A 14,970-nucleotide genomic window follows, 5' to 3' on the forward strand; every position below is an offset into this window, starting at 1 on the left:
GTCTCAACAACGAAGCCTAGATATGCGCTTTTCAGATTAAATTCAAGGATGCGCGTTTCGTGCCACGGGTAACTTTTGCCTGTTTCCGCCACCCTCACAAGGGAACGGACGATGGGGACTATTACGATAGGTGACGCCGCGCTGAAGGCGTTCGGCCTGCTGACGCGGCAGCGTTCGCCGGCGCTCTCGGGTGCGCCGCACCGGACAGGCGCACCTGTCCTGCGCGACAGCCTAGAAGCTGGCACTTTCGAGGAGGTGTTCTGGACGGCGCCTGCTAAAGGTGAGACCGACCGTTTGCTGCACGTAGCGCGCAGAACCCTTGATGCTGCACGACGATTGCGTCGCGACGAGCGCTCGGGAGAACGGAAATTGACGGTAACCGAGCGAGGTATCGCTCAGCTTACTTCTAGCGCCGTGAGGGTCTTCGAAGAGATTCTCACGCTCGCGCGATTGAACCGGGGCCGTGTCTACCCCTCCTATGACTATCTTGCAGAGGCCACCGGTCTTGGCCGTGCAACGGTAGGGCGTGCGCTTAGTATTCTAGAAGCAATCGGGTTTCTTGTCCGCCAGCGACGCTTTAGCCGTGTAAATGTCGATGGCCCCGGGCCGCGGTACGTCCAAACATCCAACGCCTACCGACCTCTGCTGCCTGATAGCGTGCAATCCTATCTTCCGCGCTGGATGCGTCCTGTACCATTACCCGATGACACTGTGCAGCATTACGCCGATCATGCTGCAGAAACCGATGCGATGCTGAAGACGCTGTCATGCCGGGAGCTAGCGCAGATGACGATAAGTGGTCCGCTTGGTAAGATTCTTGCTAAGCTGGGCGAGGCAATTGATCGCACTGAGCGCGAAGCTCAAAACGATCCAAAAACACTAAATGATTCTATCATATACAGGGTGAAGCGTTTTGCTGAATAATCGGCCGAGCCTCTAACACCCTGACTAGGGCCTAAACCTCAGACCCGAACGAGTGAATAACACGCGGAAAACGGTGAACGCAGCGACACAGTCACTGCGAAGGCTTCCTAGTGACCCAAAGGGCTTCTGGAATTTTTGATCATTGAACTCCGATTGTACCGAAACGTTGAAGATTCAAAAAAGTAGATACTGTTGTCTTATCAGTATGTTAGCTAGGCCACGTGGGCAAAGGCGGCCACAGCGTAACTGATGCGAGCGCGACGAAGCCGAGATATGACTCTGTTGTCTTGTCATAACGCGTTGCGACACGGGCCAGTTCTTGAGCTTGCTGAACAAGCGCTCGACGAGATTGCGCCAACGGTATTTCTCGCGATCATGCGGGATCGGTATGCGGCGGTTACTTTTGGTTGGAATGACCGCCTCGACATCCGCCCTGGCGAGTTCCTGGCGAGTTCCTGGCGGATGGCATCGGCGTCATATCCCTTATCGGCAAGCAGGGCCTCGATCCGGTCAGCCAGCATCCCGAACGAGGGTCCGAAGCCCTTCACGTCGTGGGCTTGGCCCGGCGTCAGGACGAAACATAACGGTCGTCCCTGACCATCACAGCGGGCGTGCAGCCCTTCGACGAGCTCAGGAGAGCCTTGGTTGTGAAGCCGCCTCGCGAACGGCCGAGCCCTTCGAATTCTTGATCCCTTTTTTTAGCCCGACGGCGCAGTGGTGCGCCCGGACTACGGTGCTGTCGATCATGTCGGCGCTAGTATCCCGCTCGACGACAGCGACCAGGGTCTCCAGCATGGCTTCGAACACGCCCGTCACGACCCAGCGACGATACCGCCGGAACACACTGTTCCACTTGCCATATTCATCCGGCAAATGCCGCCATTGCGCGCCCGTCCGCGCCATCCACACCATGCCTTCGAAATAGGGCCGGTTGTCTCCCGCGGATCGTCAGCCACGTCCTCGCCCCGACGGCAGCAGGGGCCCAATCAGAGCCCACTCAGCCCAACGCCACCTCCAAAAGACAGCCTTGAGTCAACCGATCGGACGCGCGTCAACCTTTGTCCACGTGGACTAGTTTTATAAATCGTCTTCACCCGTAACATAAAGCTAATGGGGATCACCGGTCCGGTAATTTGAGATCAAAAACTAAGACGATTTACCATCCCCGCGACATGAAGCTTGCGTATTGAAGCTGGTATGCCTAACCGAAGCGCCGTCGGGGAGTGGCGCAGGCTGGTAGCGCACCTGGTTTGGGACCAGGGGGTCGCAGGTTCGAATCCTGTCTCCCCGACCATGAAGGATAACGATTTTGTCACGCACGTTGTCGCGAATTCGCGCCATGAACTAGCGGGCTAATGGACAGGCCAAAGCCGGGTAAAGCCACCTGAGCACAATAAGCAAACCAGCCGGGAAGTTGGTCGATATCGCTCGGCACAATCGGCGTTGGGTTCGCGCGGACATAATTTCTATTGAGGGTACTGAGCAGCCCCCACCGGGTGGTCCGGGTAGATAGTTAGTGCATTGTCGCCTCCGCCGCCATTGCCGGGCGTAGGTGGAGCGAAGCGGAGCCGGAGGCCGGCAATAGCGGGGTCGCTGCTGCTGGTGCCGGAGGTCGATAGCCCAGGCTGCTGTGTGGTCGGACGGTGTTATAGTGACGCCGCCATGCCTCGATCAGCACTTTTGCCTCAGCGAGGCTGTAGAAGATCTCGCCGTTGAGGAGCTCGTCGCGAAGCGAACCGTTGAAGCTCTCGTTGTAACCGTTCTCCCACGGCGAGCCCGGTGCAATGTACAGCGTCTTCACGCCTACCTGCCCAAGCCATTTCTGGACCGCGGTAGCGATGAACTCGCTGCTATTGTCCGACCTGATATGCGCGGGCGGCCCGCGCTCGATAAACAGTTCTGCAAGCGCCGCCAGCACGTCTTCGTGTTTCAACTGACGTGCGACGATCAGCGCCAGGCATTCCCTGCTGGCCTCGTCGATGATCGTGAGGATCCGGAACTTGCNGTGCACGTTCAGACCGAATGTGCGATCGAAATGATCCTCGTCGACCGCGTCGAGGGTTGCAAATTGGCAAGCGCCGCCAGCACGTCTTCGTGTTTCAACTGACGTGCGACGATCAGCGCCAGGCATTCCCTGCTGGCCTCGTCGATGATCGTGAGGATCCGGAACTTGCATCCATCGTGCGTTCGCGCTTCGACAAAGTCGTATGCCCAGACATGCCCCGGATACTCCGGCCGCAGCCGTATGCACGAGCCGTCGTTCAACCACGGCCAGCCACGCTTGGGTTGCTTCTGTGGCACCTTCAGCTCCTCACGCCGCCAGATGCGTTCGACACGCTTATGATTCACCGACCACCCCGCGGCATGCAGCAGTGCGGTCACCCGGCGGTAACCGTAGCGTCCATACTGCCCGGCTAGCGCAACGATGTCCTCAGTCAGTGCCTGTTCGTCATCTGCCCCACACGGCACCTTGCGCTGCGTCGACCGATGCTGCCCGAGCACGCGACACACCCTTCGCTCGGATACGTCCAGCACCTCTTTCACTTGGTCAATGCACCGTCGGCGCCGCGCGGGGCTTAGAAGTTTCCCCGTGCCGCCTCCTGCAGGATCAGCTTGTCCAGTGTCAGGTCGGAGATCGCACGCCGCAGCCGCAGGTTCTCCTTCTCCAGATCCTTCATCCGACGAGCCTGATCCGTCTTCAGSCCACCATATTCCTTGCGMCAGCGGTAATAGGTTTGCTCGCTGACCGCGATCCGCCGACACGCCTCGGCGGTCGTCCCGCCCTGGCCCAGGACGATTTCAACTTCACGCAGCTTCCCGATGATCTCTTCCGGCTTRTGCTTTTTCGCAGGCATTCGTCGACCCTTCCTTGATCCAGATTCTCATAGTCGATGGACCGCTCAGAAGGGGGCAGCTCAGTACGGACCAGTATCGTTCTCAAGGTCGATCCGATGTGTCAGATGAACAACCGCGGGTTACAAGCGACGTAACTGATACCCTTCGGCTCACTAGGGACACGATTATTGGCGAACCGGTCGATTGATTCAGGCAATTAATTCCCGACTCCGTCGCGACGCTCCACCGCCATGGCCATTGGGTCTGGGACGTCTACAACAGCAATGCCGCCCATCATCGCCAAGTATTTCATCGCCTCGCCTACGCAGCAGTCGAACGCGAAAGCGACAAGCTCTTTCCTGCATTGTCGCCAAGTGGTCCCAATCCGTAGGAGCGCTAACGGGTATTACGCGGGTCTACAGCAACACGGCCATCGTGACGCCGCTCTTGGCAATGTTCGCCGTCTCGCTGTAGCAGCCCCCATACCTCGATGACACTGTAGACAGGATTTAAAACACGCTTCGCCCGCCAAATCTTTCTCTGAAAGTCTCACAGTGCAGAACATAAATGCGCCGGTAGCCATACAGCATAAGGTCTACCACGGCCAAGACCGGGGTCGCAGATCGGCGACAAGCTGCCGTTGTTGGCAACCAACTTGCTATCCGGCAAGAGATGGTCAACCGTGCGATCGGGAAGCTGGGCAATATTGTATTGCAGACAGGTATGGATAAGTAATGCCGATCGCCGCTGCGACCGCGCTCACCGTCCACTCCACGGCAACGAGTAGAGAGCAATAGCACTTTTAAACGTGCGGCTCGGAACTCAGCCTCGCGATGTAGCTCGTTCTCCATGGCATTCTTGCCGAACAGCCCATGCGATCGAGGCATCTGCGCCAAGAGGGCACGTTGATCGGCCGTCAGGACCATTTCCTCGGCAGCTATCGAGGCGGGAAGTGGCCCAGACACGATCAACCCGCATCAAGCGAAATCTGATACCCACCGATGCCGTATCGGCGGACGGCAAGCGACACGCTGATCCCCGGTAGATGCGTCTCTTTGAGGAACCGGACTTTTTCACTGGTGCCCATCCTCGGTCGTTGAACACCGGAAAGAACCTCGCCATCAATGTGACGCCGGATCGTACCGTAATTCATATGCCCTACTCTCGTCCGAGAGCGGGTATCGTCGGATTATTATGGGTCAAGTCATTAGGGCTGACCTTAACGGATAGTTTCTACCGGTTTGATCGTGATCAGCCGCACTTGGCACCGCTAGCGTGATTAGACAAATAATACTCCGGTGTTTGTCAGTCCCCAATTGGACTTTCGCCGTGCTTGCGTAAGACATCGTTGAACGCTTCGGCCATCAGCGCCTGAAGGCTCCTTCCCTGGCGGCGGGCTAGCATATGCATAGCGAATGACATCTCGGGCGAGAAAAAACCTGCTATCTGCTTGCGACCCTGCCGGCTTGCGGGGCCCAACGTAGCCCCCTGCCCGCCCGTCTGGTTTACCGTTTGTCCAGCAGGTGATGATCCCGTAGGCGGTACGACGGGTTCCGCCGAGCTACGATCACGCAAGTTAACGAAGGACGGCTTGCGGCTCATGCTATGACTTTTCCAGTATGTATGAGATGTCTGACGGAAGGATTCTTCGGTCGCTTGGTAGATATACCGAGTTGTAGACATGTCCACTTGTAGAATTTCCGGATGTCGTCGGCTGCCTTACCGTTGGATTCAAATTCCATGACGGTGCGCCCTTCCGCGCTCGCATGGCGAAAGGCCGCACGATCAGCAATCTGTATCGGGCAAGCTGGTGTACCGAAGCCTTCGACGAGCTCGATCGCCTCCTGGTACATTCGTGGAGCATTGGGCGATCCGGCAGTAAACACCACGAAGGCAGGCTTACGCAGCAATTGGACGAGCTTAGCCGTCGTCTGGATCGCTGCCAGATCGAACGCGCTAGGACGGCATGGGATCAGGACGAGATCGGCTACCTCGACCGCAGCACGCGCCGCACTGTCAGCGTGCGGCGGAGTATCTATTACAATAAAATCAGCCCCCTGCCCTCTCGCTTGTTCTATCTTGGCAGAGAGTCGTGGTGGTGGGCTGTCGATCACCTCGGGGGGCGCGTCCTGACGCCATGCAGCCCATTGGCTCGCAGTGGCCTGGGGATCAGTATCGATGACGAGCGCTATGCGCCCAATTTCATGGGCGGCAGCAGCGAGGTGAAGCGCCAGCGTCGTCTTGCCGGCACCTCCCTTCTGGCTAATGATTGCTATGGTCGGCATAACATTATCATACATGTCGACACTGCCACAATGCAACACCCCTTACTTGAGCCGATCAAGTTTCTTTTCCATAGGCGCAAGAGATATCTACATATCTCAATCACTTATTAAATCGCCAGATTGGCTCGCTTAAAGGTTTGCATTTCTAGGATAACAATCATTCAGCATGTCGACGTTTAAGTGCGTTTCAGCATCCACACGCACAGATCTTTACATGTCAACATAGCTACATGTCGACATGTAGTTATGTTGTTGAATCAGTGTGTAAATGATGTGGTAGCACAGGTGTAGTACCTGACAGGCTCATTACGTGATCTGCGGGCCGGGATGCCCTGGATACCCTTGGCGTCCAAGGCATCCATGACCAGTCAGCATCATACCCGTCGTCGCCGGGCTACCACTGCGCCTTCGGCAGGTAATCGAGCAGGCTGCGGCGGTGCCCGTATCGTTACTTATCTGTCCAGCGGTAATCAAAAGATCAAGGAACGGTCGTTTGGGTCGCTGACGGCTGGCAGCGTGATATTAATGTCGTTTTGGGTAAGGCCGATAAGCCGACCAAGGCCCCCTTTATGGATGGCTCGCCCGTTATCCGAATCGTTGTCATCCTACGACAGCAGGTCGTTTGAGGAAGGAGCGAAGGTCATGGACGTATCGGTTCTGGGAATTGATCTAGGCAAGAACAGCTGCAGCGTGGTGACAGCAGGTCGTTTGAGGAAGGAGCGAAGGTCATGGACGTATCGGTTCTGGGAATTGATCTAGGCAAGAACAGCTGCAGCGTGGTTGGGCTGGATGCAACCGGCGAGGTCGTCGTCCGCCGACGGATGCGGCGCGACACGGTCATCACATACGCCGCAGGCCTGCCGGCTTGCGTCGTGGCGATGGAGGCCTGCTGCGGAGCTCATCACATGGGACGGACGCTGGCACGACAAGGCCATGCCGTTCGGCCGATGTCGCCGGAATATGTCCGTCCATACGTTAAGGTGCAGAAGAACGACGACCGCGACGCCGAGGCGATCGCGGAAGCGGCAACACGGCCGACCATGCGGTTCGTCGAGTTGAAAAACCGAGGAACAACTCGACATGCAAACGCTGCACCGCATCCGTGACCAGCTTATCGGTGATCGCACCTCGTTGATGAACCAGATCAGGAGTCCTTTCTGGAGCGCGGCTACATAGTCCCGCAAGGACGTGCAAAGCTTGCCGTCCGGCTGAGTGATATGCTCGATGGTGACGAGCCAGTGCCGGGCTCTCGTATCCACTGGCTCGTCAGCGATATGCGCCTGCGCTGGATTGCCCTTGATGACCGGATCGCAGATCTCAATGCCGAGTTTACCGAGGCTGCCCGCTCGGATGAGCGAACGCGGCGCCTCCTGTGGCTCGTCAGCGATATGCGCCTGCGCTGGATTGCCCTTGATGACCGGATCGCAGATCTCAATGCCGAGTTTACCGAGGCTGCCCGCTCGGATGAGCGAACGCGGCGCCTCCTGACTATTCCTGGTATCGGCGCGCTGAACGCGACGGCGCTGGTAGCTGCAGTTGGCGACGCTCGAACTTTCGGACGCGGCAGGGATCTTGCCGCCTGGCTTGGGCTCGTGCCGCGTCAAGCGACGACCGGGGGTAAACCGCGGTTGCTCGGCATCACCAAGCGCGGAAGCCGCTATCTGCGNCAGGGATCTTGCCGCCTGGCTTGGGCTCGTGCCGCGTCAAGCGACGACCGGGGGTAAACCGCGGTTGCTCGGCATCACCAAGCGCGGAAGCCGCTATCTGCGGAAAAACCTGATCCAGGGTGCCCGGGCATCACTGCCCACGATGAGCAAGAGCGACACACGACTTGGCGCCTGGCGGCGCGGCCTTTTGTCACGTTCCCATCACAACACCGTCGTGGTGGCGCTGGCAGCCAAAATGGCGCGCATCGTCTGGGCGCTGCTGCGTCATGAGCGCACCTACGATCCAGCCGCACAGGCGGCGTGAACGAGATCAGCCAATGCACCTTGCACCGGCTGGATGATGTCTGCGGGAGGTAAGTGAAAGATGGTCTGACAGTCGACCGGTGACCTGGAACCCTATGGCTTAAAATGGCATTCGATGCCGGCCCCTTTATGAGGACCAGGACGCGCGGATCTCCATCTTGGCCAACGACCTCGCGTCGAAAGGCCGGATACGTTTTCGCAGACTGCTCAGAACATCAGACACAAACCGCTTGCCGACGGGGCGAGCCATACGTTTTAACCCGCAGGCTCGACGCCGTGCGGTGCGCCTTCAGATAGGTCGCGTCGATCATGATCGTCTTCGGCGTGGCGCTCGCGGCCGCCAGTTCTTCCATTATGCGGAGGAAGACACCCCTTTCGCCCCATCGCTTCCACCGGTTGTAGAGGGTCTTGTGTGGGCCATACTCCCGAGGGACATCGCACCATCGTAGCCCGTTGCGGTTGACGAAAACGATGCCGCTCAACACTCGCCGGTCATCAACCCGTGGCTTGGCGTGGCTCTTGGGAAAATACGGTTCGAGCCGTGCCATCTGCTCGTCGGTCAGCCAGTACAGGTCGCTCATCCTCGGTCTCCACAAAGAGCCTGAATCAGATCGAGCCGCTTAGATCAATGGGTCCTGACCTTACTACATTCACACTTGTTTCCATGTCTACATGTCGAACAAAAAGTCAGTATTGGTCATACGCTTTAGACATATCCATAACGCATGTTTCCAACGTCCGGAGGAGCCAATCGGCTGAATGACGAGGCGATATCCCAGGTATAACCGTGCAGAAACAGGTCCGCACGTAGACAAGCATACATGAAGACAAGTCCCGCCAACGACGTGTCTTTAATCCGACTTTGCCATTCAGTATTTTTGGCCGCTAAAGGAAAAATGCCAATCCACCCTAAGGACCGCTGCATCTACCTAATCGACTCCCAGCAATTATCGGAAGCGATCCGCCGGGGTCGAGCCGGCGGACGTCGTAAACGGTGCCCGCACCCGTATCGGCGCTTCGTTGTACATCTCGGAGACGGACGACGGTGGAACACCAGTGCCGGATATTGGCCTCAGGATTGGGGTCGATGGGTAGCTGTGCGAGGTCGGCTGACATGACCGTTCCTCGTACGACCTATGCAGTGTTCCTGCGCCGATCTTAATCACGCCCCTTATCACAAATATTCTAGCAAATCTCGCTGCATTATGCCAGCACCGCCATAGCTCCATAACCCTGCTGCACATAGCTGGCAGCTTTGGTGGAACATCTTTGCCTATGCGTGCTCCGCGACACCTACGTGGAACATTGTTTTACACGGGAGCGTCTCGCACGTTGGCTTGAGATTAGTGGCGGGGAAGAGCCGTTGACGCTACACCAGCTTGCACAAGCAATACGGGTATCTACCGAGACCTCAGACCCCGACTCATAATTCGAGTTTAGCAATACGGCGCGTCATTCGCTGTTGGACGAGATAACCATCCACGCTTCGGATGACGCGATGGAGACTTCCCAGTCCTTGGCTAGGCGCCGGCATCGGTTGAGCCACGCCAGGGTACGTTCGACGACCCAGCGCCGTGGCAGAATAATGAAGCCCGTCAGGTCGGATCGTCTGATGATTTCGACCGTCAGCTGATCAATGTGCGCGACCCCATTCTACCAACATCGCGTTGATGACAACGAGCAGGCCGTTGTCGCGCATACGGTAGAAATGGTACTGCACCGTCGTGAAGGGCGGGAAGTCCTTGGGCAGTTGCGCCCATTGGCACCCCGTCGATGCGATATACTGGATCGCATCCCACAGGGTCCGCGCCTTGTGTTTGCGTGGGCGTCCAACCCTGGAGGTTCGCCTCAATAGCGGCCGGATGACAGCCCATTCCTCATCGGTGCAGTCGCTTGCATAGCGCAGCCCGCTTCTGTCATGCTCGCGCCGAGCGGTTTCAGTCCAGCCCATGTGATACTCGTGGTCTTTGCAATGCCAGTGAATCACAAGGTACTGAAATCGCTCAACTCAATTTTCGGTCGGGCTCTTAGCCCCGAAGGCACGATACGATCAGTCTTTTTTGCGCAATATCGGGTAATCGCGACCAGTGCGACGGCAGAAAAGATCAATTTGCACAGAATAGTTGCAATCCAGTGGTCTGTTGGGATCGGTGGAAGTAGCTAAGGTGGGGAAACAAATCGGGAGAGTGATGTGCAGACGATCGGCGTGATTGGTGCAGGGCAGATGGGCGCGGGTATCGCGCAGGTATCGGCGCAGGCGGGGTATCGCGTCCTGTTGACAGACGTGTCACTAGAAGCTGCCGAGAAGGGTAAGGCCGGGATCGCCAAAGCGTTAGCGCGGTTGGTAGAGAAGGAAAAGATTGGCTCGCGCGAACGCGATGAGACGCTTGCGGCGGTCGAGCCAGTCGCAAGCCTGTCAAACATGGGCGACTGTACAATCGTAGTTGAGGCAGCCACCGAGCGTGAGGGCGTCAAGCGCGCTATTTTTGCAGAGGTCGGTAAGGTACTGGGGCGCTACGCAATCCTAGCGTCGAACACGTCGTCAATCCCAATAACCCGGCTGGCGCAGGCGGCTCCTGACCCGGCACGGTTCATGGGCGTGCATTTTTTTAACCCGGTCCCTGTGATGCGGCCGATCGAGCTGATCCGGGGCCTCGCGACGTCAGATGCCACGGTTGAGGCGGTCGAGGCGTTTGCCGAAAAGCTTGGCAAACAGGTCGTACATGCGAACGACGCGCCGGGTTTCATTGTCAACCGCGTGCTAATGCCGATGATCAACGAAGCGTGCTTCGCGCTGGGTGAAGGTGTTGCGAGCGTGCGTGACATTGATTTGGCGTGCCAGTTGGGGTTGAACCACCCGATGGGGCCACTGACGCTGGCAGACTTTATTGGCCTCGATACTTGCCTCGAGATCACGCGCGTACTGTTCGACGGAACGGGCGATCCAAAATTTCGGCCTGCGCCAGTACTGGTGAAATATGTCGAGGCTGGATGGTTCGGGAGGAAGACCAAGCGCGGCTTCTACGATTATTCGGGCGCGGAACCTGTGCCGACCCGATAATCCGAAGGCATCTGTGTCAGCGCGGGAAGTCAGGCGATCTGACGCTGCATCCAAACCGTGATGCGGCTTGGACGTGTGACCGACGATCGACTTCGGTACGACTGACGTTCCCTCTGTTATGGATGACTCGCCCCTTGTCCGAAACGTTGTTGTGTCACAACTGCGGATCGTTTGGGGAAGGATGGCGGTCATGAACGTATCAGTTCGTGGGGATCGAGCTCGACAGGAAAAGCTGCGGTGTGGTCGGCCTAGATAGGACGGTAAGGTCGTTGTGCGTCGGCTGAACCGGCGTGAGACCGTCATCGCTTATGCCTCCATGCTACTGGGCTCCGCCCATGGGACGGACATTGGCAGACAGGGGCACTCCGTACGGTTGATATTACCGACCTATGTTCGTTCCTATTTCGAGGCGCAGAAGAACGACGACCGCAACGCCGCAGGGATTGCGGAAGCCGCGACCCGTCTAACTTTGCTGTTCGTTGAGTTGAAGACTGAGGAGCAACTCAAAAGGCAGACCCTGCACCGCATTCGCGACCAGCTCTTCGGAAGTTGGACCCTTTTGACGAGCCAGATTAGCATCGCCTTCCTCAATTGCGACTATCTCGTGCCGCTAAGCTGAACAAACGTAGCGGTCGGACTGTATGAATTGCTCTGCGGAGACGAGCTAGTGCTCGGCGCTCGCATTCATGGGCTCGACAGCGATATTCAACGGACCCGACGCCATACGTCACAGACGCTCGGGTAGTCGGCAACTCGGCGAATGAACGTCCCGTACAGATAAAGCGGGTCGCTGCCGTCCGGCAAAGTATGAGTGGCATCAGCAGCTAATATCCTCGTAGTTTTATTGAACGTCGCATCGTTGCTACTGAGCGTAATTGTTGTTGTGAACGGAATAGCTCGGTGCAGCCTGATGACTACGTAGTCATCGCCAAGAGTGTACACTCCAACTGCTTCGGGCGATGTACCGAGCCTTACCTCTCCTCGATCGAGAACATAAAATTCTCGGCTTGTCCGATCGAAAGACTGGTCTTCAACGAGGTAAAACCACTCGCCCTGGAGTGCCGCTTCGGTGATAGACGCCATCTCGAATCCTCCCGGGGCGATCTATGAACTTTTAGCTGGAAACGGAAGGGGTAGGTTACTGAACCGCCCCGGGTCTGCCGGAGGCCTTGGGTTGTGAGTCATGCTGCCATATCGATGTTGGCCGCGGCAGCATAATATTGATCTTCGGCTTCGGCGGGTGGGATGTTGCCGATGGGCTCCAGCAGCCGACGATGATTGAACCAGTCGACCCATTCGAGCGTGGCGTACTCGACGGCTTCGAAGCTGCGCCAGGGTCCGCGCCGGTGGATCACCTCGGCTTTGTAGAGACCGTTGATCGTTTCGGCCAAAGCGTTGTCGTAGCTGTCGCCGATACTGCCGACCGATGGCTCGATACCGGCCTCGGCAAGGCGCTCGGTGTACTTGATAGACACGTATTGAGCGGATTCAATCGGTCGTTGCAACGCGCTGTTTGTCGATCTGCTCAAGGCATTGGTCAAGCGCCTCGGCGGGCGTTCTCCAGCCCAGCGTCTTGCGCGGTCTGCCATTGAGCGTTGCGGCGACCGCCGCGAGCGTATCGGCGCTATGCGCGCTAAGGTCGGTGCCCTTGGGAAAATACTGGCGCAGCAACTCATTGGTGTTCTCGTTCGTGCCGCGCTGCCAAGGGCTTTGCGGATCGCAGAAATAGATTTCGACGCCGGCTTCGACCCTTAGGCGCGCATGCTGCGCCATTTCCGCGCCCTGATCCCAAGTTAACGAGCGACGCAGCTCTGCTGGCAAGGTGGTTATGGTACGCGTAATGGCATCGCGAACGGCTTCGGCGCCGTGTCCGGCCAGCGCCGGTCCGTTCTTAATGCTCAGCCCTGCGCCGTGACCCTCCATCCTCGGCAGGTGCAGAAGCATTGTGAAGCGCGTCGTACGTTCAACCAGCGTACCGATCGCCGAGCTGCCAAGCCCCAGGATGAGGTCGCCTTCCCAGTGACCGGGCACAGCCCGGTCTTCGGCTTCTGCAGGGCGCTCGCTAATCATGATTTCAGACGACACGAAACCTTTGCCGCGTTGACCGACACGCGCCCGTGGCACCCGCAACGCCCGGCCGCTGCGCAGGCATGCGGTCAGGTCACGGCGCAGAGCACCCCGGCCTTGCACAAAGAGTGCTTGGTAAATGGCCTCGTGGCTGATGCGCATGCTGTCGTCATGTGGATCGGCGTGGAAAAAGGACCCCGATAGCGGGGTGATCGGCGTCGAAAAAGGACCCCTCATTCCGTTGGTCTAAGGCTGTCCGCTTGGCAGATGTCAGGCGGCGATCGGGATGTTGGTATTGGAGACGGTATTGAGGATCCGGCGCGAGCACGCGTCGGGCAAAGCCATCAAGGTGATAATGCGGGACCTGCATTTGTCACGCGGTGTCGTGCGCAGGGCGATCCGGGCGCCGGAGGCGGACACCAAGTACCGGCGAGAAGTACAGCCGTTGCCAAAATTGGGGCCGTTTCAAATGCGGCTCGATGCGCTGTTGGAAGAGGATGAGGCACGACCGCGGCGCGAGAAGCTGCGCATTACGCGTGTCTATGATCTGCTGCTGCGCGAGGGGTTCGACGGCTCGTACGACGCGGTGCGCCGCTACGCTACCCGCTGGCGGCAGGCTCGGCGTCGCGACGTAATGGACGCGCCAGCGTTCATCCCGCTGCTGTTCTGGCCGGGCGAGGCCTACCAGTTCGACTGGAGCCACGAAGACGTCGAGATCGCGGGCAAGCCGATGCGGGTGAAGGTTGCGCATGTGCGGCTGTGCGCATCGCGGGTGATGTACGTGCGAGCCTATCCGCGCGAGACGCAGGAGATGCTGTTCGACGCCCATGCGCGGGCATTCGCCTTCTTCGGTGGCGTACCGACGCGGGGCATCTACGACAACATGAAGACTGCCGTGACCCCAAGATGACCACCGCGCTGCTAGACCGCATTACGCACCACTGCGACATCGTCGAAACCGGCAACGACAGCTGGCGCTTCAAGCACCGCAGCTAGCCTCGGGAACCCGACAGAGGAACGCTTCGCGCTGGTTACGCCTCCGGACGGGCTACGCCCGCCCTACGCCGCAACCAGCGCGAACGGCGCGTCCGTTACCGTCACGCCGCCCAACGAAGGGGGTCTCTTTTGGACGCCGATAGGGGGTCCTTTTTGGACGCCGATTGACAAGAAGGATCGCCATCACAGCTTGCCAGCCTGTTTCGAGTGTCCCGATCGACGGTACAGCGCGTACTCCGCAAGAATCGTAACCGGTCGTCCGTGGCGTGAGCTCGCCTAGGCGAGCATCGGAGCATCAGGAACGATCAAGGGGCGTATGATCGTCGAAAATACCGGCTTCCTGATCAAGGTCCGCCATCCGTTGAAGGGCATTATGGCGAGCCATATCGGTAGACCCAGCTTGGATCAGCGTTGCCCAATCATCAGGAGGATTTCCCTTGTCGAGCATCCCCTTGAACACGGCATAGGCATCTGTTTTGGAGTCGTACGTTCGCAGCGTGGTGTCGTCATTCACCCAGGCGAAAATGATGACTTTGGAGCGGCTGTCATAGCGAAAGAACAGGCGGAAGCGTCCGTTGCCGAACTTTGCCCGAAACCAGTGCTTTCGGGCGGCGCCCAGTGTGCCACCCTGCCGATACTCGGGTCGAGTAGGATCGCTGGGAACTGTCTCGAACATCAAGGATCGCACAGCCGCCAATACCTTGGCGTTAGCGGTCCGAGCCCAGCCATGCGAGTCTTTTGCCCTAGCCTTCTCGACGACTCTGGTCAGCTTTTCCAGCTGATCGAGCAGCAGCGGGTGCGCGTAAATGGTCCAACCGTTGACGACGATCAT

General features: G+C 58.2%; 11 protein-coding genes, 1 tRNA gene and 9 pseudogenes. 8 read left to right on the top strand and 13 right to left on the bottom strand.

The features are described from left to right. Positions 1-111 precede the first annotated feature (111 nt). The gene (locus ASE69_RS21170; protein ID WP_082452919.1) at positions 112-924 is read left to right on the top strand and encodes a helix-turn-helix domain-containing protein; all 813 of its coding nucleotides are present in this window, start codon (positions 112-114) and stop codon (positions 922-924) included. A 290-nt stretch (positions 925-1,214) separates the two neighbouring features. Here ASE69_RS21170 and ASE69_RS22795 read toward each other — a convergent pair whose 3' ends face one another. Both ASE69_RS22795 and ASE69_RS22800 read right to left on the bottom strand, forming a co-directional pair. Beyond that, the gene (locus tag ASE69_RS22795) at positions 1,215-1,607 is read right to left on the bottom strand and encodes a transposase (RefSeq protein WP_082452920.1); all 393 of its coding nucleotides are present in this window, start codon (positions 1,605-1,607) and stop codon (positions 1,215-1,217) included. Beyond that, positions 1,555-1,836, bottom strand: coding sequence for a transposase (locus ASE69_RS22800; protein ID WP_235518175.1), 282 nt, complete (start codon positions 1,834-1,836; stop codon positions 1,555-1,557). The genes ASE69_RS22795 and ASE69_RS22800 overlap by 53 nt, the downstream gene beginning before the upstream one ends. A gap of 305 nt (positions 1,837-2,141) precedes the next feature. On the opposite strand from ASE69_RS22800, the gene ASE69_RS05690 reads away from it, so the two are divergent. Next, positions 2,142-2,218 (top strand) — tRNA-Pro (locus tag ASE69_RS05690). Between the two features lie 219 nt (positions 2,219-2,437). Here ASE69_RS05690 and ASE69_RS05695 read toward each other — a convergent pair. The 5 genes and pseudogenes from ASE69_RS05695 to parA all read right to left on the bottom strand — a co-directional run. Beyond that, positions 2,438-2,928: integrase core domain-containing protein (locus tag ASE69_RS05695; RefSeq protein WP_156362199.1), on the bottom strand; the 491-nt coding region annotated here is incomplete at its 5' end. A gap of 60 nt (positions 2,929-2,988) precedes the next feature. Then, positions 2,989-3,779 (bottom strand): annotated as a pseudogene (locus tag ASE69_RS21180) (IS3 family transposase); the annotation flags it as partial. 947 nt (positions 3,780-4,726) lie between these two features. Continuing rightward, entirely contained in the window at positions 4,727-4,912 is a 186-nt protein-coding gene (locus ASE69_RS21860; protein ID WP_156362184.1) for a hypothetical protein, read from the bottom strand. A gap of 152 nt (positions 4,913-5,064) precedes the next feature. Then, positions 5,065-5,361 (bottom strand): ribbon-helix-helix domain-containing protein, encoded by a 297-nt coding sequence (locus ASE69_RS22805; protein WP_082452921.1) that lies wholly within the window; start codon positions 5,359-5,361, stop codon positions 5,065-5,067. After that, positions 5,358-6,044, bottom strand: a complete 687-nt coding sequence (parA, locus tag ASE69_RS21190; RefSeq protein WP_082452934.1) for a ParA family partition ATPase — start codon at positions 6,042-6,044, stop codon at positions 5,358-5,360. Before parA ends, ASE69_RS22805 begins: the two co-directional genes overlap by 4 nt. 728 nt (positions 6,045-6,772) lie before the next feature. On the opposite strand from parA, the pseudogene ASE69_RS22810 reads away from it, so the two are divergent. Both ASE69_RS22810 and ASE69_RS22820 read left to right on the top strand, forming a co-directional pair. After that, positions 6,773-7,710, top strand: a pseudogene (locus ASE69_RS22810) (IS110 family transposase); the annotation flags it as partial. A gap of 1 nt (position 7,711) precedes the next feature. After that, positions 7,712-8,015 (top strand): annotated as a pseudogene (locus ASE69_RS22820) (transposase); the annotation flags it as partial. A 235-nt stretch (positions 8,016-8,250) separates the two neighbouring features. On the opposite strand, the pseudogene ASE69_RS05725 reads toward ASE69_RS22820, so the two are convergent. Both ASE69_RS05725 and ASE69_RS05730 read right to left on the bottom strand, forming a co-directional pair. Further along, positions 8,251-8,595 (bottom strand): annotated as a pseudogene (locus ASE69_RS05725) (transposase); the annotation flags it as partial. Positions 8,596-9,437: 842 nt separating this feature from the next. Further along, positions 9,438-9,965 (bottom strand): annotated as a pseudogene (locus ASE69_RS05730) (transposase). 240 nt (positions 9,966-10,205) lie between these two features. On the opposite strand from ASE69_RS05730, the gene ASE69_RS05735 reads away from it, so the two are divergent. Further along, entirely contained in the window at positions 10,206-11,075 is an 870-nt protein-coding gene (locus ASE69_RS05735; RefSeq protein WP_056484218.1) for a 3-hydroxyacyl-CoA dehydrogenase NAD-binding domain-containing protein, read from the top strand. A gap of 271 nt (positions 11,076-11,346) precedes the next feature. Then, positions 11,347-11,694, top strand: coding sequence for a hypothetical protein (locus tag ASE69_RS05740; RefSeq protein WP_156362185.1), 348 nt, complete (start codon positions 11,347-11,349; stop codon positions 11,692-11,694). Between the two features lie 86 nt (positions 11,695-11,780). Here ASE69_RS05740 and ASE69_RS21865 read toward each other — a convergent pair whose 3' ends face one another. The 3 genes and pseudogenes from ASE69_RS21865 to ASE69_RS05750 all read right to left on the bottom strand — a co-directional run. Beyond that, entirely contained in the window at positions 11,781-12,158 is a 378-nt protein-coding gene (locus tag ASE69_RS21865) for a hypothetical protein (RefSeq protein ID WP_156362186.1), read from the bottom strand. Between the two features lie 98 nt (positions 12,159-12,256). Then, positions 12,257-12,559, bottom strand: a pseudogene (locus ASE69_RS05745) (integrase core domain-containing protein); the annotation flags it as partial. 4 nt (positions 12,560-12,563) lie between these two features. Next, a pseudogene (locus tag ASE69_RS05750) lies at positions 12,564-13,319 on the bottom strand (IS30 family transposase); the annotation flags it as partial. Positions 13,320-13,428: 109 nt separating this feature from the next. On the opposite strand from ASE69_RS05750, the pseudogene istA reads away from it, so the two are divergent. Then, a pseudogene (gene istA / locus ASE69_RS05755) lies at positions 13,429-14,043 on the top strand (IS21 family transposase); the annotation flags it as partial. Beyond that, positions 14,040-14,138: pseudogene (locus ASE69_RS21200) on the top strand (ATP-binding protein); the annotation flags it as partial. The pseudogenes istA and ASE69_RS21200, both read left to right, overlap by 4 nt. A 295-nt stretch (positions 14,139-14,433) precedes the next feature. On the opposite strand, the gene ASE69_RS05760 reads toward ASE69_RS21200, so the two are convergent. Then, the gene (locus ASE69_RS05760; RefSeq protein WP_056484227.1) at positions 14,434-14,970 is read right to left on the bottom strand and encodes a type II toxin-antitoxin system YhaV family toxin; all 537 of its coding nucleotides are present in this window, start codon (positions 14,968-14,970) and stop codon (positions 14,434-14,436) included.

The sequence above is a fragment of the Sphingomonas sp. Leaf208 genome (genome assembly GCF_001421415.1).
Taxonomy (GTDB): Bacteria; Pseudomonadota; Alphaproteobacteria; order Sphingomonadales; family Sphingomonadaceae; genus Sphingomonas.